The sequence below is a fragment of the Mesorhizobium sp. B2-4-14 genome, assembly GCF_006442155.1.
Lineage (GTDB): Bacteria > Pseudomonadota > Alphaproteobacteria > Rhizobiales > Rhizobiaceae > Mesorhizobium.
In genome coordinates this window covers 72199-90702 of the sequence record NZ_VFVA01000006.1, presented here as the reverse complement: position 1 = coordinate 90702, position 18504 = coordinate 72199, and the positions used below count along the sequence as shown (strand labels likewise).

Genomic DNA, 18504 nt, shown 5'->3' with positions numbered 1-18504 from the left:
CGAACACACGGCACGCGCAACCCGTGACAGGCGGCGCGACGGCGTGCCGCGCCGCCCGGTCTTGCCAGCAGGAATGCGATGGTCCACCAATCCGCGACATCAACCTGCCGGGATAGATTCATGGTCGCCATTACTGCTGCCGCGCCTTACCAGGCCCGTGACCGCGACCTGCACAACCGGGCGCTGGTGCGCGGCTGGCTCTACGTCGTGCTTCTGGTGCTGTTTGCGTTGGTGCTGGTTGGCGGCGCGACGCGGCTGACCGAGTCCGGCCTGTCGATCACCGAGTGGCAGCCGATCCATGGCGTCATCCCGCCGCTCAACGACGCCGAGTGGCAGGAGGAATTCCAGCGCTATCAGCAGATCCCGCAATACACCGAGCTCAACAAGGGCATGACTATCGAGGCATTCAAGTCGATCTTCTGGTGGGAGTGGGCGCACCGTCTGCTGGCGCGCAGCGTCGGCCTGGTCTTTGCCTTGCCGCTGCTGTTCTTCTGGGTGACGCGCCGCATAGAGCGCGGGCTCGGACCGAAACTTTCGGGAATTCTTCTCCTCGGCGGCCTGCAGGGCGCTATTGGCTGGTGGATGGTGGCCTCAGGCCTGGTCGACCGTGTGTCGGTGAGCCAGTACAGGCTGGCCACGCACCTGACGCTGGCGGCACTGATCTTCACCGCGACCATGGTCGTCGCCCGCGGGCTGGCGCCGCATTCCGAGCCCGCCGCCGATCGCTCGACGCAGAGATTGGCCGGTTTCATCGTGCTTCTGGCGCTGATCCAGATCTATCTCGGCGGCCTGGTCGCCGGTCTCGACGCCGGTATGAGCTACAACACCTGGCCGCTCATGGATGGCAGGATCATCCCTGGCGATCTGCTGATCCTCGAGCCGGTATGGCGCAACGTCTTCGAGAACCCGAAGACGGTGCAGTTCATACATCGCCTCGGCGCCTACACGATCTTCGCCGTCGCGCTCTGGCACATGATCGCCACGCGCCGTCGGCTGCCCGGCTCAACCCATGCCCGCCGCGCGACGCTGCTGTTCGTGCTGGTGCTAGTGCAGGCCTCTATCGGCATCGGCACGCTGCTGATGCAGGTGCCCCTGCATATGGCCCTGACGCATCAAGGGTTCGCTCTGGTTGTGCTCGGTTTTGCCGCCGCCCATTGGCGCGGCACCAAGGGCGCTTATCCCTTGCCCAACGAGGTCGCCGTCGGGCGTTGATCTAAGTCGGGGGCATCCGGAACCCGCTCGACCGCGGCGCCTTGCGGCTTCACTGTTCGAAGGGATCAGAAGTGCGCCCGCACCACGCGGATCGCCCTGGCGATCGATAGTTCGCGATTCTCCTCGACCTCGTTCTCATCCTCGTGGTGCCAGGCCGCCGACAGACAGCCATACGCCATGGCATGGTCGAGAATGGCTGCCGGCGTCTGGGCCAGCGTCCCGGCGAAGACTTCAGCCATGCGCACGATGCGCTCCGGATCGAGGCAAAGCGCGTCACGGCCGAGCGGATTGTAAAACATGTTGGCAGCGTCGAAGCCGGGGTCGCCGAGCACGCCCTTTGGGTCGATGGCCAACCAGCCGCGTGGGCCATGCAGGATGTTCTCGTGATGCAGGTCGCCGTGTAGGGGCCTAACATCGTGGGGAGCGGCCAGCAGCCGATCGGCGATGGCGCCGGCCTCGACATAGATGCTGGCGATGTCGGCCTCACGATCAGCCCTTGCTTTCTTGAACAGGCTCGAAAACCGCTCCCTGAGCGGCTGAAGCCCGGATGGGAAGGGGTGCTTCGAAGACGAAAGCAGCCTCGTCATCACCTCTGCGGCGATCTCGGTGGCGGTACTGTCCCCCTGTCCATCGAGAACCCCCGAAAGCAGGGTTTCGCCGCCATATTCGAGCAGCATGGAATGTCCGTCCCGGCCGAGCAGCCGTACCGCACCTTCGCCGCTTCGCCAAGCCAGGTAGCGCTCGCCGCGCAACTCGTCGGCGACATCGTCGAACGGTTTGAGCGCCTTGACGATCGCGGGCGAGCCGTCCTCGAACCGCACCTTCCAGATACGGCTCGAAAAGGTCTCGGCGATGAGTTCGGGCGCGCTGACCCTCCAGCGCGCCGGAAATGCGGGTCCGTCCATCAAAGGCCGAGCACCAGGTCCATGTTCTGGACGGCCGCGCCCGAGGCGCCCTTGCCGAGATTGTCATAGACCGCCAGCAGCAGCGCCTGCGCTCTGTCGTCGTTGGCGAAGACATAGAGCTTCATGCGGTTGGTGCCGTTGTAGATCTCAGGATCGATCTCCGGCATGCGTTCCAGATGCGTATAGGGCGCCACTTCGACCACGCCGCCCTTGATGGCGGCGAAATGGTCGGCAATGGCCGCATGCAACTCCGCACCCGTCGGCACATAGTCGAGGCCGCCGAGCTGCAGCGGCACCACCGTGATCATGCCTTGGGCAAAATTGCCGACAGCCGGCTGCATGATCGGATCATGCGACAGCTTCGCGTAGGCCCGCAGCTCCGGCACATGCTTGTGCTGCAAGGTCAGCCCATAGGGCAGGAACTCCGAGGCGTCCTCGCCCTTGGCGACGTAGTCCTCGATCATCGGACGTCCGCCGCCCGAATAGCCCGAAATGCCGTTGACCGTGATCGGGAAATCGGCCGGCAGCAGACCGGCGGTGACCAGCGGCCTGAGCGTCGCGATCGGCCCCTGCGGCCAGCAGCCGGGATTGGCGATGCGCTTGGCCGAGGCGATCTTCTTCGCCTGCTCCTTGTCCATTTCGGCGAAACCATATTCCCAGCCTTCGGCGACACGATGCGCGGTCGACGCATCGATGACCTTGGTGGTGTCGTTGGTGATGAGCGAGACGCTTTCCTTCGCCGCATCGTCCGGCAGGCACAGGATCGCGATGTCGGCGGCATTGAGGAATTCGGCGCGCGCCGCCGTTTCCTTGCGGCGCTCGGCAGGAATGGAAATGATCTCGAGGTCGCCACGCTCGGCAAGCAGCGCCCGGATCTGGAGGCCGGTGGTGCCGTGCTCGCCGTCGATGAAGATTTTCGGTTTCATTGCCTGATTAATTCCCTGAAGTTTCAAGATTATATGCCGTTACCGTGATTCACGGCGGCGCCGTTGTTGTGGCCATTATTCAATTCTTCCTGTCGCGCCTTCCGCTCCGCCAGCAGACCGAGATATTGCATGGCGATCATCGAGCCGGCGATCGCCGTTATATCGGCGTGATCATAGGCCGGCGCAACCTCCACCACATCAGCACCGACAATGTCGATCTGGTTGAGCTGGCGCAGCGTCGACAGGATTTTCGCCGAGGATGGCCCGCCGGCAACCGGCGTGCCGGTGCCGGGCGCGTAGGCGGGGTCGAGGCAGTCGATGTCAAAGGTCAGATAGGTCTTCTTGCCGCCGGTGCGGTCGACGATGGCGTAGGCAATGTCGGAGGCGCGCATCTCCTCGATCTCGTGGCCGTAAAGGATCTTGATGCCGAACGTGTCGGGCGCATGGGTGCGGATGCCGATCTGAATCGAACGGTCGGGATCGATGATGCCCTCGTTGACCGCGCGGCCGACGAAGGATCCATGGTCGATGCGCTTGCCGTCATCGGGCCATGTGTCCTGATGGGCGTCGAACTGTACCAAAGCAAGCGGTCCGTGGATGGCGGCATGCGCCTTGAGCAGTGGCCACGTCACGAAATGATCGCCGCCGAGGGTCAGCAGGAAGGCGCCTGACTTCAATATCTTCGACGCTTCGCGTTCGATCGCTGCCGGCGTCTTCTGATGGTTGCCGGAATCGAGCAGGCAATCGCCGTAGTCGACCACGGCGAGATGCTCGAACAGGTCGCGTGAGAAGGGGTACTGCGGATCATTGTCGAGGATCGCCGAGGCACGACGAATCGCCTGCGGCCCGAAACGGGCGCCGGGCCGGTTGGTAACGGCGGCATCGAACGGAATGCCCCACACCACCGCGTCCGCGCCCTTCACATCCTTGGTGTACCGGCGGCGCATGAACGACAGCGCGCCGGAATAGGTCGGCTCGAACGCGGCGCCCGTTTTGGAACGGGCGGTGAAGGCGTGGTCGATGTTCTTGTTCGCCATTACGAATCCTCGTTTTTATCGGGTGCAACAACTACAGAACCGGCATGGAAGATGCCAGTCATAGCTTGGGGAGACGAAACGGCGCCGCCCGGGTGCCACGGCAACACAGGATTGTATCATCATGACGCAGACCGCGTTTCTTGGTCCGTCCGATGCCGTAGTGTCGACCCACACCGGCACGATCGCCGGCGAACGCTTCCAGGTGCTCGATTCGTGGCGCGGCATCTGCGCCCTGCTGGTGGCGCTGTTTCATTTTCCGACCGCTTCGACGATCTCGCAGAGCGGCTTCATCGGTTCGTCCTATTTGGTCGTCGATTTCTTCTTTGTCCTTTCCGGTTTCGTCATCGCCGGCAACTACGCCAATCGGCTGAGCCAGCCGGCACAGGTCGCCCGCTTCGCGCTGGTGCGTTTCGGTCGCATCTACCCGCTGCATCTGCTGATGCTTGCCGTCTTCGCGGGGTTTGAGCTGCTGCGGCTGCTGTTGCCGGCACTGCATGGCACCGGCGCCGCACCCTACACCGAAGGGTTCGATCTGAAGAGCCTGCTTGCCAATCTTCTGTTGCTGCAGGGTGTCGGCTTCGAGGATCGACTGACCTGGAATGCACCGAGCTGGAGCATTTCGGCGGAGTTCTTCGCCTATCTCCTGTTCGCGGGCGTGGTGTTCGTCGCCGGCGCGCGCGCCTGGGTGTGGTTCGTCGCCGCTGCCGTCACCGCGCCGTTGTTCCTGCTCGGCTTCTCCACGCATCATATGGATGTGTCCTACAATTTCGGCTTCATCCGCTGCCTCTACGGCTTCTCGCTCGGTGCCCTGCTTGCCTGGTTTCAGCATGATTCCATTGCAGGGGCGCGACAGTTCCTCGCCAGGAGCAGCCGGCGGATGAACTGGACGCTGGCTGAAATTGTCATGGTGGCGGTGATCGTCGTTTTTGTCTCGCTGGCGGGCGACAATGATTTCGGCATCGCAGCCCCCCTCGTGTTCGCGCTGGCGCTGTTTCTCTTCGCCCATGAAGGCGGCTGGATTTCCGCTATGTTGAGGGTGCCGTTCATGCTGACGCTCGGCGCGCTGTCCTACTCGATCTACATGGTCCATCTCTTCGTCCAGGCGCGCATGATCAACCTCGCCGGGCTCGTCGGGCGCAAGCTCGACCTCGATCTTGTCGGTGACATCGTCCTGCGTGGCCAACCCGCGACGGGGTTCGGTGCCGGCTGGGCCGGGACGGTGGCGATCGTCATCATGCTGGCCGCCACCATCGCGGTGTCGTGGATCACCTGGCGCTTCGTCGAAACGCCGGCGATGGCGTGGTTCCGCCACGAATCGAAGCGCCTCTGAGGCGAGCATCCGCTAGCCGGCTTCGTTCACCTGCCTGTCACGGGCATCGCCTATCCGGATCTCGATCCTGCAAGGAGCGATTCTCGATGCGGACCCTCTGGTTGAGCCTTCTGTTTTCCACGGCGCTTGTGGCATCTGCTGGCGAGTCAGTGGCCGGCGAAACCCGCGCCAGACAAATCCTCGACCGCTTCGAAAATGCCAACCAGTGGCGCGACCATGTCATGGTGGCCGCGCATCGCGCCGGCAGCATGCAGGCCGGCAAGACGCTCTACGCGGAGAATTCGCTCGCGGCTGTCGAGGGCTCGATCGCCATGGGCGCCGAGATCGTCGAGGTCGACATCAGGCGCTCGAAGGACGGCGAGTTCGTCGTCATGCATGACAGCTGGCTCGATCGCACCACGACCTGCAAGGGCGAGGTGGTGAGGTACACGCTGGCGGAACTGAAGACCTGCCGACTGGTGGTCGAAGGCACTCGCGCCGTCACCGACGAGCGGGTCTCGACGCTGCGCGAGATGCTGCTGGCGACCCGGGACAGGATCCTCATCAATCTCGACAACAAGCTTGAAGTCGGCGACCTGCCGGGCATGATCGCGGTCGCCCAGGATCTCGGTATGGCCGACCAGGTCATCGTCAAGGAGAACCTGTGGAACCAGAACCGGATTGCCACGGTGAAGACCGCCATGGCCGCGATCGGCGGCGGCTTCCAGTTCATGCCGATCATCGCCGATGACGCGGTGCACGATGCCGGTTTCGCGGAGACGGTCGACCACTCCTTCTCGCCACGAGCGATCGAGCTGATCAACTGGCGGGCAGGCGCCGAGACGCTGACCGAAACCGGCGGACCGCTGTTCAGCACGCGCATGCGGGCGGTCGCGGTACGGGGAAACTGGCACATCTGGGCCGATACCTACGCCATCGTCAACAAGCCGGGCGGCTTCTTGGCCGGCGGCCGCGGCGACGAACTGGCGGTGCAGGCCAGCCTGCCGCGCGAAGCCTGGGGGTTCTGGGTCGACTGCGGCGCCAGCATCATCCAGACCGACGAGCCGAAGGCGGCAATCGATTGGCTGGCGGCGAACGGTTACCGTGTGCCTTATACCAACGATGCGCGGCCTGCGGAGCAGGCGCACACGGCGAGCATCAACTAAGCAACCGAACGCCGGCTCGTCACCTCTCCCGGCGCTTCGTGCCGACCTCCCCATCGAGGGGAAGTGGAAGGGCCGCGGCAAATTCTCCGCCCCGGAATGGCAAGAGCAGCAGGTTTTCATATCGGGCGGGCCACGGGTGCACCAAGCGTGACGCCACCTATGAGGAGGCCACGAAGGTGGGGTTCGGTGATAGCGCGACAATGACCGGGTGCGCATAACAAAACAAAAAGGCCGCTCGGAGGCGGCCTTTTCGGTATCGGCAGTTCGAAACGCTTAGCGCTTCGAGAACTGGAACGAACGACGGGCCTTCGCCTTGCCGTACTTCTTGCGCTCGACGACGCGGCTGTCGCGGGTCAGGAAGCCGCCCTTCTTGAGCACGGCGCGCAGCGCCGGCTCGTAGTAGGTCAGCGCCTTGGAGATGCCGTGACGCACCGCGCCGGCCTGGCCGGAGAGGCCGCCGCCGACGACAGTGGCGACGATGTCGTACTGGCCCGAGCGGTTGGAGGCGATGATCGGCTGGTTGAGGATCATCTGCAGGACCGGACGCGCGAAATAGGTCGCGAATTCCTTGTCGTTGACGACGATCTTGCCGGAACCCGGCTTCACCCAGACACGCGCGATGGCGTTCTTGCGCTTGCCGGTGGCATAGGCGCGGCCCGACTTGTCGAGCTTCTGGACGTGGACGGGGGCCGCGGCCTGCGCGTTGGAGTTGCCGGTGGCGGCGCCCAGTTCTGCGAGCGAGGAAAGCTCAGCCATCTTATGCGACCTTCTTGTTCTTGGAATTCAGCTTGGCCACGTCGAGGACTTCAGGCTGCTGGGCGACGTGCGGATGCTCCGCGCCTGCATAGACGCGCAGGTTCTTCATCTGGCGGCGGCCGAGCGGGCCACGCGGGACCTTGCGCTCAACGGCCTTCTCGACGACACGCTCGGGGAAACGGCCCTCGAGCAGCTGGCGCGCGGTGCGCTCCTTGATGCCGCCGGGATGCCCGGTGTGCCAGTAGTAGACCTTGTCGGTGAACTTCTTGCCGGTGAACACCACCTTATCGGCATTGATGACGATGACATTGTCGCCGTCGTCGACATGCGGGGTGAAGGTCGGCTTGTGCTTGCCGCGAAGATGATTGGCGATGACAGTGGCGAGACGGCCGACGACGAGACCCTCGGCGTCGATCAGGATCCACTTCTTCACCACATCCGCAGGCTTCTGCGAAAAGGTTGTCATGTTTTCTGCTTTCGGTTCTGACCTTCACGAGAAAGGCGTTTCTTGTTGCTTGGATTGCCGAAAGGCCCGTGCCCGTCGCCAATAACAAAACGGCGGCCTTTGCGGGCCGCTGCTTCGTGAGGGGCTTATAGGCGAGGGGCGGCGCAGCGTCAAGGCGCATTGAAAGTCTTGCGTCAGAGAAAGTATCGCCAAAACATGTAGTTAGATGAGAGGTATTATTTTACCGCACCGATTTGGCGTGGCCTGCCGCGCTTAGTGCTTTGCTTCAATCTCCTTGCGGGCCGCGCTTGAGAGGAAGGCTGATCTGGTAATGCCGCGTTCGCGCGCGGCCGCGTCGATGGCCCGCAATACGCCGCGCTCGAAGGTCACATTTGCCCGGACGACGGCGCTGTCATTATCGATGAGCGGTACAGAAACCAGATAGCTGCCTCCAGCGAGTGCGCTGCGTATGTCGGGAAGCGCGACAATCGCTTCGTGGCTGGACGGCTCGGGGACGGGCATATCCTCCGCCCACAGTTGCAGTGCTTCGGTCGCGTTCGGCACGATGTCCTTGGCTTCGTCCGCAGCCGAAAAACAGCCGGGAATATCAGGAAAGCGAATGCCGAACGCGCTATCGGCCTCCTTGTCGACCAATGCGAAATAATTCTTCACCCTAGCCTCCAAACCGTTCACGCGGTCCTAATCCAGCCCGCTTGCTTGGCGATCGCACGAGCTGTGCCGGTTGGCAGATCCTTTTCCGGATGGGGAACAATCAACACGATCTCGCCTTTGCGGAACTTGTGGTGTGAACCGCGCACCGAGATCAGCTCGAAACCTTCATCCCTCAGGCGTTTCACGATTTTACGACTATCACGCTCCAGCAAAGATCGCCTGTGCGCATATATATACACATTAGAGAAAAATCCAACATCACGTAAGTGATTAAGCTCGTCTCGGCGGGATCGAATACGTACCGGTGGCATGCGCCACCGTCTGCCCTTCCGGGCCGGCGACGATATCGATGTCGAACAGCATCAGGTTCTTTCCCAGCTTCAGGATGCGGCAATGGCCGTCGATCGGCCCGGCCTCGGCCTTGCGCACGAAGTTGATGTTGAGGTTGGTCGTGACCGAGAGCGCGTCCGGCCCGGCATGGCTGAGCACGCAGACATAACCACCGATGTCGGCCAGCGTGAACAGGGCAGGTCCGGACACCGTGCCGCCGGGACGCAGATGCCGTTCGCCGGCATTGAGCCGCACCGTGCAACCGCCGGGAAATACGTCGATCGCCTCATAGGCGGTGGAATTCTCGTTGAGTTGCGGAAAGACGGTTTCCATCAGCGCGTTGATCTGCGCTGCGGTCAGCACCGGCTCGAGTTTTGTCTGGGCGGGCATGTCGGTCTCTCATTCTGCGACAGGCCTGTATGGGCGCAGCCGGGCGTTTCTGGCAACACCTTCATCCGGCTGGCGCAAGCGATGGGTGTTGGATGAAACCCGATCCGGTATTAGATACTCCGGCAGCCCGATCGGAATCGCGGAGACCCTAGCCATGGCCGAAATCCTTGCCATCACGCCTGCAGCCGCCGAGGAGGGCCCGGTCACGACGAGCCTGGATAGGGGCGTGCTGCGCCTGACGCTCGCCAACCCCCCCGCCAACGCGCTGTCGCTTTCCGTAATGACGGCGCTGACCACGGAACTCGACCGCGCCAAGGCGGACAAGGCTGTTCGCGTCATCGTGCTGTCGGCTGCCGGCAAGGTCTTTTGCGCCGGCCATGATTTGAAGGAGATGACCGCGCGCCGCTCCGATGCCGATCGCGGCAAGGCCTTCTTCGAAGAGACGTTCGCCGCTTGCGCCACGCTGATGCAGGCGATCGTGCGCCATCCCGTGCCCGTGATCGCCGAAGTCGACGGCCTGGCGACCGCCGCCGGCCTGCAGCTGGTCGCGAGCTGCGACCTGGCGATTGCCTCGCATGAGGCGACCTTCTGCACCCCAGGCGTCAACATCGGCCTGTTCTGTTCGACGCCGATGGTGGCGCTGTCGCGCAATGTCTCGCGCAAACAGGCGATGGAGATGCTGCTCACCGGCGAGACGATCGATGCCGCGACGGCCAAGGAATTCGGCCTCGTCAACCGCGTCGTGCCGCGCGAGTACCTGAATCAGATTGTCACCAAATACGCGCAAACCATTGCTTCCAAATCATCTCTGGTGGTGAAGACCGGCAAGGAAGCCTTCTACGCGCAGGCCGAAATGGGGCTGGCGGATGCCTATGCCTATACCGGCCGCGTCATGGTCGAGAACATGCTGGCACGCGACGCGCAGGAGGGCATCGGCGCCTTCATCGGCAAGCGCAAACCGGAATGGACGGACGACTAGCCGTGGAGCCGCGCATCTCCATCATCACCATCGCCACCGACGATCTCGATCGGGCGGTGCGCTTCTACGAGGCGATGGGCTTGAAACGCCATGCCGGGATTACCGACGGTGTCGCCTTTTTCCAGATGGGTGGCGCCATTCTCGGCCTGTTCCCGCGCGCCAGCGCCGAGGCGGATTCGGGTATCGTGTTTGCCGGTGCGCCGTCGGCGGTCTACCTCGCCTACAACACCCGCTCCGATGCCGAAGTCGATGAGGTGCTCGCCTTGGCAGAGCAGGCTGGCGGGCGCATCGTCAAGCCGGCCGGCCGCGCCTTCTGGGGCGGCTGGTATGGCTACTTCGCCGATGCGGACGGACATGTCTGGGAGGTGGCACACAATCCGGCCTTTCCGATCGCAGAAGACGGCACGATTTCGCTGCCTGATTGATGGCTTACCGCAAGCAGCTGACGCGGCTCAAGGCACGTATCTCAAGCGCATTTTGCTCGATGCCGAGCGCGTGGCTATCCGCAGGCCTTCATGGAGGAAGCGCTGAGGGAGGACGACGCGTGACTGTCGAGGATGACCTCAACTGGCGGGTCGAGCAGGCTTGCCGCGAGGGTTGGCCGGCGGCAACCGAGACGGTCGTCGAAGGCTGGCTTATGAGGCGCTCAGGTGGCAGAATCCGCCGCACCAATTCGGTCAATCCGCTACGCGGCAACCGGGCAGGGCCGGCGGAAGCTCTTGCCTCTGCCGAGACCTTTTATGCCGGTTATGGCCAGATACCGTTGTTTCGCGTTCCCGGTGTCGCCGGCGAGATGGATGCGGTTCTCGACCAGCACGGCTATGCCGTCGAAGGCGGTACGATCCATCTCTACGCCGATATCGATGCGATGGCCCGGGTGCGCGACGAAAAGGTCGTGATTTCCGCCACACCGGGCGAGGACTGGTTCGGCGCGCGATTTCGCATGAGCGGCTATGACGATGCCGATCGCCGCATCTTTCGCGAGATGACCGGGTTGATCGTCGGCGACCGCGCGTTTGTGTCCTGTGAATACGACAGCGAAATCGCTGCCCTGGCCTATGGTGTCATCCGCGATGGGCTGCTTGTGGTGGAATCGGTTGAAACGGATGCCCGCTTCAGGCAGCAAGGCCTCGGCCGCAGGACCGTTGGCAGCCTGATCGATTGGGCGCGGCGGGCAGGCGCCACGGCTGCCTGCTTGCAGGTCGTGGCAGACAACGTGCCCGGGCGTGCACTCTACGCTTCGCTCGGCTTCAACCGCGAACTCTACCGATACCACTACCGCAGGAAGGCAGTTGCCCAGTGAACCACGACACCTATGACAATGCCTATATCGGCGGCATCCTCAATTCGGTGAAGACCATCGCCATGGTCGGCGCGTCGGCCAACGACGTGCGGCCGAGCTATTTCGTGCTGAAATATTTGCTGGCCAAGGGATTCTCGGTGTTTCCGATCAATCCCGGTCAGGCCGGCAAGGAAATCCTCGGCCGGATGACCTATGCCAGGCTGGCCGATGTGCCCGAGCCGATCGACATGGTCGATATCTTTCGCGCACCGCCAGCGGTGCCGGGTATTGTCGACGAGGTGTTGCGGCTCGATCCTTTGCCCAAGGTCATCTGGATGCAGCTTGGCGTACGCCATGACGAGGCCGCCGCGCGCGCCGAGGCCGCCGGGATCAAGGTGGTGATGAACCGCTGCCCCAAGATCGAGTACGGCAAGCTGTCCGGCGAGATCGGCTGGACCGGTGTCAATTCCGGCGTGCTGTCATCGAAAAAGCCGTTGATGCGCCAAGGCTTCCAGAGTTTTGGTGTGCGCCAGAAATGACGCAACCTGAAAACCGGGATCGCTTTTTTCGCAAGAGATTTTGGTCAAGCGCTGATGCGCAAAAATTTTCCGGGATGCGATTGAGTTTCCCCCGCGTTCATCGCAGATCGCGCGCCGAAAGGCATTTTCTTCTTTGCATTCCGGTCCGGGCTTCGCCAAGAATGCCCGGCGAATTTTGAGAAATTCTCGAGGGAGGTTTCAGTGATCCGTACGCCCGGTTTCAATACGCTCGCCGTCCACGCCGGCGCCAAGCCCGACCCGGCTACTGGCGCGCGCGCCACGCCGATCTACCAGACCACCTCCTTTGTCTTCGACGACGCCGATCATGCCGCATCGCTGTTCGGGCTGAAGGCCTTCGGCAACATCTACACCCGCATCATGAACCCCACCCAGGCGGTGCTCGAGGAACGCGTTGCCGCGCTCGAGGGCGGCACGGCTGCGCTTGCCGTCGCCTCCGGCCACGCCGCGCAGGTGATCGTGTTCCACAATCTGATGCAGCCGGGCGATAATTTCGTCGCCGCCAACAAGCTTTATGGCGGTTCGATCAACCAGTTCGGCCATGCCTTCAAGAATTACGGCTGGGAAGTGCGGTGGGCCGACACCAACGACGTCTCCACCTTCGAGAGTCAGATCGACGACAGGACCAAGGCGATCTTCATCGAGAGCCTCGCAAACCCCGGCGGCACTTTTGTCGATATCGAAAAGATCGGCGAGATCGCGCGCAAGCACGGCTTGCCGCTGATCGTCGACAACACGCTGGCCTCGCCCTACCTGATCCGGCCGATCGAGCATGGCGCCGACATCGTCGTTCATTCGCTGACCAAGTTCATCGGCGGCCACGGCAATTCGATCGGCGGCGTCATCGTCGACGGCGGCACCTTTGACTGGTCGAAGTCCGGCAAATACCCGATGCTGTCGGAACCGCGCCCTGAATATGGCGGTCTCGTGCTGCACGAAACCTTCGGCAATTTCGCTTTCGCCATCGCCGCGCGCGTGCTCGGCCTGCGCGATCTCGGACCTGCGATCTCGCCCTTCAATGCCTTCCTCATCCTGACCGGTCTTGAAACCTTGCCGCTGCGCATGCAGCGCCACTGCGACAACGCGGTCACGGTCGCCGGCTGGCTGTCAAACCATCCCAAGGTCGCCTGGGTGAATTATCCAGGCCTGCCCAGCGACAAGAACAACGCGCTGCAGAAAAAGTACTCGCCCTTGGGCGCTGGCGCCGTGTTTACCTTCGGCCTCAAGGGCGGCTACGAGGCCGGCGTCAAATTCGTCGAGGCGCTGGAATTGTTCTCGCATCTGGCCAATGTCGGCGACACCAAATCGCTCGTCATTCACCCCGCGTCGACCACGCACCGCCAGCTTTCGGACGAGCAGAAGGTCAAGGCCGGCGCCGGCCCGGACACCGTGCGGCTTTCCATCGGCATTGAGGACGTCAGCGATATCGTCGCCGACCTCGAACAGGCGCTCGCCAAGGTTTGATCGCTGATGTCTAGCTTTCTTTCCGTCGACACCAAGACCGTCGAGCCCGAATCTGGCGCGCCGGCGCCGGACCGGCTGATCTCGGGCGATCCGAAATTCCGCACCTGGAACGTCGAGGAGCGGGACGGTGGGCTCTACGCAGGTATCTGGGAATCGACGCCGGGCAAGTGGCGCATCGTCTACGACGAATGGGAATTCTGCCACATCCTGTCTGGCGTTTCGGTTATCGCGGAGGACGGTGGCGAAGCGCGCACCGTCAAGGCCGGCGACAGTTTCGTTCTGCGGCCGGGCTTCAAGGGCAGCTGGGAAGTGCTTGAAACGACTTGCAAGGAGTATGTGATCAAGCTGTGAGCTGTTTTGGCCGGGAACTCGCGCAACCTCGGGCCCGCGATCGTTCAGAAGCCGACGGCGAGCTTTTCCAGCCCATGGAAGTGGTAGGTGTCGCGGAAGCGCGGTTCCTCGGCAAGATGCAGTTGCGGGTGCCGATCGAACAGCGTCTTCAGCGACACCTGCAGCTCCAGCCTGGCCAGCGGCGCGCCGATACAGAAATGGATGCCGGCGCCGAAGGACACGTTCTTCTGGTCCGCACGATCCGGCCGGAAGGCCAGAGGTTCGGCGAAGCCGCGCGGATCGTGATTGGCCATGCCAAGCAAAAGCCCGATCGTCTCGCCCGGTTGCACGATGATGCCCGGGGCGATCTCGATCTCCTGATAGGCATAGCGCGTGAACATATGCAGCGGCGCGTCGAAGCGCAGGCATTCCTCTACGGTAGCAGCGGTTCCTTCGGGCGACCTGAAGAAGCGGCGCGGGTCGCCGCTCTGCGCCAGGATAGAGCGCACCGCGTTGCCGGTCTGATGCACGGTCGCTTCATGCCCGGCATTGAGCAGCAGGATGGCAGAGGACACCATCTCGTCTTCCGATAGTTTCTGGCCGTCCTCCTGCGCCGAGATCAGCAGCGACAGCAGGTCGTCGCCCGGGTTCTTGCGTCGCTCGATGACGTAGCCGCGCAGGAAATCGGAGAACTCGCGTGCCGCGCGGTTGGCGGTGTCCTCGGTCTCGCGGGTACGGCCATGGATATACATGGCGACCATTTGATGTGACCAGTCGAGCAGTTGCGGCCCCATCTCGACCGGCACGCCGAGCATTTCGGCGATGATGGTGATCGGCAGGGGAGAAGCGAAGGCCGGCAGCAGGTCGACGGTTTTCTCTCCTTCGAAACAATCGATCAGCTCGTGGGCGAGGGCTTCGACACGCGGCCGCAGCCGTTCGACCTGGCGTGAGACGAAGGCCCGGTTGACCAGTGTCCTCAGCCGCGTGTGCACCGGCGGTTCCAGTTCGAGCATGGAGTTCGCCTCGATGCCGTCGAATGCCTCGAGATGGCTGCGGTCCTCGCCGATGCCGCGGCTGTCGGGAATGCCGGCCGGGTTCTGGCGGCCGAAGCGGCGGTCGCGCAGCAGCCGGTTGACATCATCGAAGCCGCCAAAGCACCAGAACCCGAACTCCTCCCAGTAGAACGCATTCGAGACGCCATGCAGGAAGGCATAGGCCTCGTACGGGTTCAGGAAGAAGGCCGGCCCGTGCGGGTCGAGCCTCAGGTGGCGGGTCGCCGGATCAAGGGCAAGGTAAGGAAGTGCCGGTTTGGTCATTCCAGACCAATAGCGCGGCTTGCCAGCTTGGTTCCAGACCGTATGTCGCGCCCAATGAACTAAGTTTGGCGGACCAGTCGATTGAGCCGGCCGGTGCGCTGCGGAAGGCCTGGACGGACGAGTGCGATTGTCGTCAGCGCGGGCAGTGGCGATATCGCCGGCCCTGAAGACGTGGCTGCGGGCCGAGGTCCGAGCGCGCCTGCCTGAAGCTGAATTAGTCCTGGCAATGCCGGGGAATATGCACGCGCCGCCAGCCCGAAGAGCCTTCCCGCACCAGCACGCGCCGCGCGACGGTCTGGTAGGACGCAGGAACATCGGTGACGCGCCTTTGCTCCGGCTGCACCAGCACTTCCTCGGCGATTTGGTCATATTGCGCCGGGATGACGATGCGGCGGGTACGTTCCGGCTGGATCACCACCGTCTCGGCGACGCGTTCGTAGCGCGCCTTGTGCCAGATCTTGCAGAGCACGCGGCGCCCATGGATGACGCGCCACTCCCAGGAATAGCCGCCGCCATCGACCTTCGCGGTGTGGTAGACGGTGCGGGTGATCGCGGGCACGACTTCGTAGCTCACCTGTGTCGGAACGGTCATCACCACGCGTTCGCGCGTGCCATAGATGGGTGGGGTGTAGTCGACCTGCTGGCCCGGCGGGCTTATCATCACGTCTTCATAGACCGTGTCGTAGACGGCCGGTGCGCGCACCGGTTCATAGCACTCGACAGCGCGGCCACCGGCTGCCGTCTGCGACGTCGTGCCGAGCATTGCCAGCCCGGCAACGGCGAAGGACGCGCTTCTGCTGAGCATCACATTCCCCCTGTTTGAACTGCAGGCACAAGTTCAACATTGAATTGTAGGGTAAGCGGTCCTGGAGAAAAGCGGTTTCCCGCATCTCGTTAAGTGACGCGGTTAAGAAATTGCTACGTTGGCGGCGGGTTGATTGTGCGGCTGTGGCACGGCGGAGGCTGTCATTGCAACGAATCCTGGCCGTAAAGCTTGATTCGCCTTACCCAGATGGCTAGGACGGGTCGGCCTTGCACAAGGATGAGCCGGCATCCTATCTACGGAACAGCGATCCAGAACCGATTCTTCCCGACTTGCCAGCATTCCCGGCGCCGGAACCCCACCGCGAGATAAGAGATAACTGATGAAGAACCCTGTCGAAACCTACATGAACCTCGTTCCGATGGTGGTCGAACAGACCAATCGCGGCGAGCGGGCCTACGACATCTTCTCGCGCCTCCTCAAGGAGCGCATCATTTTCATCACCGGACCGGTCGAGGACGGCATGGCGACGCTGGTCTGCGCGCAGCTTCTGTTCCTCGAAGCCGAGAATCCGAAGAAGGAAATCAACCTTTACATCAATTCGCCAGGTGGCGTCGTTACCTCGGGCATGGCGATCTACGACACCATGCAGTTCATCAAGCCGGCCGTGTCGACCCTCTGTATCGGCCAGGCCGCCTCGATGGGCTCGCTGCTCCTGACCGCTGGCCACAAGGACATGCGCTTCGCCACGCCGAACGCGCGCATCATGGTCCACCAGCCGTCCGGCGGCTTCCAGGGCCAGGCGTCCGACATCGAACGCCACGCCCAGGACATCATCAAGCTGAAGCGCCGCCTCAACGAGGTCTATGTCAAGCACACCGGCAAGAGCTATGACGAGATCGAGAAGACGCTCGATCGCGACCATTTCATGACCGCCGACGAGGCGAAGGATTTCGGCCTTATCGACAAGGTCATTTCGTCGCGCGAGGCGGCCGAAGGGGCGCTGGCATAAAGGCTAATTGGCAGCTGGATGGCACCATCACGCGCTTTTGGCGCGTCTTGCGGCATTTCGGCCACAATTGGCTGTTCCCTCGGGGATTGGGATTTGCCTACGTTAAGGCTATGTTGATTTTCGACGGCTTAGCTTTGTGTGGGGTGCTGCGAATCATTGCCACGTTTTCTGATTTGTGTTTCGTACGGAATACGTTGCGGGAGCCGGGACACTGGCGGCGGCGGATTCCCGCGATAGATTGAAGTTACGCCCTTTCAGCCAGACCATCGGCGGGCGGCCATGAAAGGACATGAAAATGCCTGCGAACAATACCGGCGGCGGTGATTCCAAGAACACGCTTTATTGCTCGTTTTGCGGCAAGAGCCAGCACGAGGTGCGTAAGCTGATCGCTGGTCCGACAGTCTTCATTTGCGACGAGTGCGTCGAACTCTGCATGGACATCATCCGCGAGGAGAACAAGACCTCGATGGTGAAGTCGCGCGAGGGCGTGCCGACACCGCAGGAGATCCTCAAGGTTCTCGACGACTACGTCATCGGCCAGCCCTACGCCAAGCGTGTGCTGTCGGTGGCGGTCCACAACCACTACAAGCGCCTCGCGCACGCCGGCAAGAACAACGATGTCGAACTGGCCAAGTCCAACATCCTGCTGATCGGCCCGACCGGTTGCGGCAAGACGCTGCTCGCGCAGACGCTGGCCCGCATCATCGACGTGCCCTTCACCATGGCGGACGCCACGACGCTGACCGAGGCCGGTTACGTCGGCGAGGACGTCGAGAACATCATCCTGAAGCTGTTGCAGTCGGCCGACTACAATGTCGAGCGCGCCCAGCGCGGCATCGTCTACATCGACGAGATCGACAAGATTTCGCGCAAGTCCGACAATCCCTCGATCACCCGCGACGTGTCGGGCGAAGGCGTGCAGCAGGCGCTGCTGAAGATCATGGAAGGCACGGTCGCCTCCGTGCCGCCGCAGGGCGGCAGGAAGCATCCGCAGCAGGAATTCCTGCAGGTGGACACAGCCAACATCCTGTTCATCTGCGGCGGCGCGTTTGCCGGCCTGGACAAGATCATCTCGGATCGCGGCCGCAAGACCTCGATCGGCTTCGGCGCCATCGTCGCTTCGCCCGAGGATCGCCGCACCGGTGATGTGTTCCGGCTTGTCGAGCCGGAGGATCTGCTGAAGTTCGGCCTCATTCCGGAGTTCGTCGGCCGTTTGCCGGTCCTGGCGACGCTGGAGGATCTCGACGAGCCGGCGCTGATCCAGATCCTGACCGAGCCGAAGAACGCTCTGGTCAAGCAGTATCAGCGGCTGTTCGAGATGGAGAATGTCGACCTGACGTTCCACGAGAACGCCTTGTCGGCGATCGCCAAGCGCGCCATCGAGCGCAAGACCGGCGCGCGCGGCCTGCGTTCGATCATGGAAGCGATCCTGCTCGACACCATGTTCGAACTGCCCGCGCTCGAAGGCGTGCGCGAAGTGGTGATTTCGGAAGAAGTGGTGACCGGCAGCGCCCGGCCGCTCTACATCTATTCCGAACAGAAGGAAAAGAAGGGCAACGTCAGCGCGTGATATCGCACTTGATCCGATGTTTTTTATGGAACGGCGCCCTCGCGGCGCCGTTTTGCTGTGAGGGCATGCGACCTTTGCACTGG

The 18504-nt window shown here is 62.7% G+C and carries 21 protein-coding genes; 11 read left to right on the top strand and 10 right to left on the bottom strand.

The annotated features are described in order from the left end of the window. The first annotated feature begins 120 nt into the window (after window positions 1-120). The gene (locus tag FJ938_RS07950; protein WP_140692610.1) at window positions 121-1212 is read left to right on the top strand and encodes a COX15/CtaA family protein; all 1092 of its coding nucleotides are present in this window, start codon (window positions 121-123) and stop codon (window positions 1210-1212) included. A gap of 65 nt (window positions 1213-1277) precedes the next feature. Here FJ938_RS07950 and FJ938_RS07945 read toward each other — a convergent pair whose 3' ends face one another. From FJ938_RS07945 to speB, 3 genes are read right to left on the bottom strand one after another with little or no spacing between them, the layout of a single operon-like run. Then, complete coding sequence (locus FJ938_RS07945) at window positions 1278-2120, bottom strand: aminoglycoside phosphotransferase family protein (RefSeq protein ID WP_210243409.1); 843 nt, start codon at window positions 2118-2120, stop codon at window positions 1278-1280. Next, on the bottom strand, window positions 2117-3043 hold the full coding sequence (argC, locus tag FJ938_RS07940; protein WP_140692605.1) for an N-acetyl-gamma-glutamyl-phosphate reductase: 927 nt from the start codon (window positions 3041-3043) through the stop codon (window positions 2117-2119). The genes FJ938_RS07945 and argC overlap by 4 nt, the downstream gene beginning before the upstream one ends. A gap of 29 nt (window positions 3044-3072) precedes the next feature. Next, the gene (gene speB, locus FJ938_RS07935) at window positions 3073-4080 is read right to left on the bottom strand and encodes an agmatinase (RefSeq protein ID WP_140692603.1); all 1008 of its coding nucleotides are present in this window, start codon (window positions 4078-4080) and stop codon (window positions 3073-3075) included. Window positions 4081-4201: 121 nt separating this feature from the next. Here speB and FJ938_RS07930 point away from each other — a divergent pair, with 121 nt between their 5' ends. Both FJ938_RS07930 and FJ938_RS07925 read left to right on the top strand, forming a co-directional pair. Continuing rightward, the gene (locus FJ938_RS07930; protein WP_140692600.1) at window positions 4202-5410 is read left to right on the top strand and encodes an acyltransferase; all 1209 of its coding nucleotides are present in this window, start codon (window positions 4202-4204) and stop codon (window positions 5408-5410) included. Window positions 5411-5496: 86 nt separating this feature from the next. Further along, complete coding sequence (locus FJ938_RS07925) at window positions 5497-6555, top strand: glycerophosphodiester phosphodiesterase family protein (RefSeq protein WP_140692597.1); 1059 nt, start codon at window positions 5497-5499, stop codon at window positions 6553-6555. Between the two features lie 273 nt (window positions 6556-6828). On the opposite strand, the gene rpsI is transcribed toward FJ938_RS07925, so the two are convergent. The 5 genes from rpsI to FJ938_RS07900 form a co-directional block, all read right to left on the bottom strand. Beyond that, window positions 6829-7311: a 30S ribosomal protein S9 gene (gene rpsI / locus FJ938_RS07920; protein WP_140609507.1), complete on the bottom strand. Its 483-nt coding sequence runs from the start codon at window positions 7309-7311 to the stop codon at window positions 6829-6831. Window position 7312: 1 nt separating this feature from the next. Continuing rightward, window positions 7313-7777 carry a 50S ribosomal protein L13 gene (gene rplM / locus FJ938_RS07915; RefSeq protein ID WP_140692594.1) on the bottom strand — a complete coding sequence of 155 codons (465 nt, stop codon included), beginning with the start codon at window positions 7775-7777 and terminating at the stop codon, window positions 7313-7315. Between the two features lie 252 nt (window positions 7778-8029). Continuing rightward, a complete protein-coding gene (locus FJ938_RS07910; protein ID WP_140609505.1) occupies window positions 8030-8428 on the bottom strand; it encodes a type II toxin-antitoxin system HicB family antitoxin in 399 nt (132 codons plus the stop codon). 17 nt (window positions 8429-8445) lie between these two features. Then, on the bottom strand, window positions 8446-8637 hold the full coding sequence (locus FJ938_RS07905; protein ID WP_140609569.1) for a type II toxin-antitoxin system HicA family toxin: 192 nt from the start codon (window positions 8635-8637) through the stop codon (window positions 8446-8448). Between the two features lie 61 nt (window positions 8638-8698). Next, the gene (locus FJ938_RS07900) at window positions 8699-9148 is read right to left on the bottom strand and encodes a PaaI family thioesterase (RefSeq protein WP_140609502.1); all 450 of its coding nucleotides are present in this window, start codon (window positions 9146-9148) and stop codon (window positions 8699-8701) included. 154 nt (window positions 9149-9302) lie between these two features. Here FJ938_RS07900 and FJ938_RS07895 point away from each other — a divergent pair, with 154 nt between their 5' ends. From FJ938_RS07895 to FJ938_RS07870, 6 genes are all read left to right on the top strand, one after another. Continuing rightward, entirely contained in the window at window positions 9303-10127 is an 825-nt protein-coding gene (locus FJ938_RS07895) for an enoyl-CoA hydratase (protein ID WP_140692591.1), read from the top strand. Window positions 10128-10129: 2 nt separating this feature from the next. Continuing rightward, the gene (locus tag FJ938_RS07890) at window positions 10130-10552 is read left to right on the top strand and encodes a VOC family protein (RefSeq protein WP_140692802.1); all 423 of its coding nucleotides are present in this window, start codon (window positions 10130-10132) and stop codon (window positions 10550-10552) included. Between the two features lie 119 nt (window positions 10553-10671). Then, window positions 10672-11430, top strand: coding sequence for a GNAT family N-acetyltransferase (locus tag FJ938_RS07885; RefSeq protein WP_246673230.1), 759 nt, complete (start codon window positions 10672-10674; stop codon window positions 11428-11430). Further along, the gene (locus FJ938_RS07880; RefSeq protein ID WP_140609497.1) at window positions 11427-11948 is read left to right on the top strand and encodes a CoA-binding protein; all 522 of its coding nucleotides are present in this window, start codon (window positions 11427-11429) and stop codon (window positions 11946-11948) included. Before FJ938_RS07885 ends, FJ938_RS07880 begins: the two co-directional genes overlap by 4 nt. 201 nt (window positions 11949-12149) lie before the next feature. After that, window positions 12150-13430, top strand: coding sequence for an O-acetylhomoserine aminocarboxypropyltransferase (locus tag FJ938_RS07875; RefSeq protein ID WP_140609495.1), 1281 nt, complete (start codon window positions 12150-12152; stop codon window positions 13428-13430). 6 nt (window positions 13431-13436) lie between these two features. After that, window positions 13437-13781 (top strand): cupin domain-containing protein, encoded by a 345-nt coding sequence (locus tag FJ938_RS07870; RefSeq protein WP_140609493.1) that lies wholly within the window; start codon window positions 13437-13439, stop codon window positions 13779-13781. A gap of 44 nt (window positions 13782-13825) precedes the next feature. Here the strand turns inward: FJ938_RS07870 and FJ938_RS07865 are convergent, their stop codons facing one another. Together FJ938_RS07865 and FJ938_RS07860 are read right to left on the bottom strand one after the other, a co-directional pair. After that, entirely contained in the window at window positions 13826-15076 is a 1251-nt protein-coding gene (locus FJ938_RS07865; protein WP_140692589.1) for a cytochrome P450, read from the bottom strand. Window positions 15077-15290: 214 nt separating this feature from the next. Beyond that, the gene (locus tag FJ938_RS07860) at window positions 15291-15881 is read right to left on the bottom strand and encodes a hypothetical protein (RefSeq protein ID WP_140692586.1); all 591 of its coding nucleotides are present in this window, start codon (window positions 15879-15881) and stop codon (window positions 15291-15293) included. 340 nt (window positions 15882-16221) lie between these two features. On the opposite strand from FJ938_RS07860, the gene clpP reads away from it, so the two are divergent. Both clpP and clpX read left to right on the top strand, forming a co-directional pair. Further along, entirely contained in the window at window positions 16222-16851 is a 630-nt protein-coding gene (clpP, locus tag FJ938_RS07855; RefSeq protein WP_027028064.1) for an ATP-dependent Clp endopeptidase proteolytic subunit ClpP, read from the top strand. 295 nt (window positions 16852-17146) lie between these two features. Then, on the top strand, window positions 17147-18421 hold the full coding sequence (clpX, locus tag FJ938_RS07850; protein WP_140609487.1) for an ATP-dependent Clp protease ATP-binding subunit ClpX: 1275 nt from the start codon (window positions 17147-17149) through the stop codon (window positions 18419-18421). Window positions 18422-18504 lie beyond the last annotated feature (83 nt).

What these genes read in the sequence shown, in the direction of transcription:
- FJ938_RS07950 (WP_140692610.1), top strand. Translation starts at nt 121, where the DNA reads ATGGTCGCCATTACTGCTGCCGCGCCTTACCAGGCCCGTGACCGCGAC.
- argC (WP_140692605.1), bottom strand. Translation starts at nt 3,043, where the DNA reads ATGAAACCGAAAATCTTCATCGACGGCGAGCACGGCACCACCGGCCTC.
- speB (WP_140692603.1), bottom strand. Translation starts at nt 4,080, where the DNA reads ATGGCGAACAAGAACATCGACCACGCCTTCACCGCCCGTTCCAAAACG.
- FJ938_RS07930 (WP_140692600.1), top strand. Translation starts at nt 4,202, where the DNA reads ATGACGCAGACCGCGTTTCTTGGTCCGTCCGATGCCGTAGTGTCGACC.
- FJ938_RS07925 (WP_140692597.1), top strand. Translation starts at nt 5,497, where the DNA reads ATGCGGACCCTCTGGTTGAGCCTTCTGTTTTCCACGGCGCTTGTGGCA.
- rpsI (WP_140609507.1), bottom strand. Translation starts at nt 7,311, where the DNA reads ATGGCTGAGCTTTCCTCGCTCGCAGAACTGGGCGCCGCCACCGGCAAC.
- rplM (WP_140692594.1), bottom strand. Translation starts at nt 7,777, where the DNA reads ATGACAACCTTTTCGCAGAAGCCTGCGGATGTGGTGAAGAAGTGGATC.
- FJ938_RS07900 (WP_140609502.1), bottom strand. Translation starts at nt 9,148, where the DNA reads ATGCCCGCCCAGACAAAACTCGAGCCGGTGCTGACCGCAGCGCAGATC.
- FJ938_RS07895 (WP_140692591.1), top strand. Translation starts at nt 9,303, where the DNA reads ATGGCCGAAATCCTTGCCATCACGCCTGCAGCCGCCGAGGAGGGCCCG.
- FJ938_RS07870 (WP_140609493.1), top strand. Translation starts at nt 13,437, where the DNA reads ATGTCTAGCTTTCTTTCCGTCGACACCAAGACCGTCGAGCCCGAATCT.
- FJ938_RS07865 (WP_140692589.1), bottom strand. Translation starts at nt 15,076, where the DNA reads ATGACCAAACCGGCACTTCCTTACCTTGCCCTTGATCCGGCGACCCGC.
- FJ938_RS07860 (WP_140692586.1), bottom strand. Translation starts at nt 15,881, where the DNA reads ATGCTCAGCAGAAGCGCGTCCTTCGCCGTTGCCGGGCTGGCAATGCTC.
- clpP (WP_027028064.1), top strand. Translation starts at nt 16,222, where the DNA reads ATGAAGAACCCTGTCGAAACCTACATGAACCTCGTTCCGATGGTGGTC.
- clpX (WP_140609487.1), top strand. Translation starts at nt 17,147, where the DNA reads ATGCCTGCGAACAATACCGGCGGCGGTGATTCCAAGAACACGCTTTAT.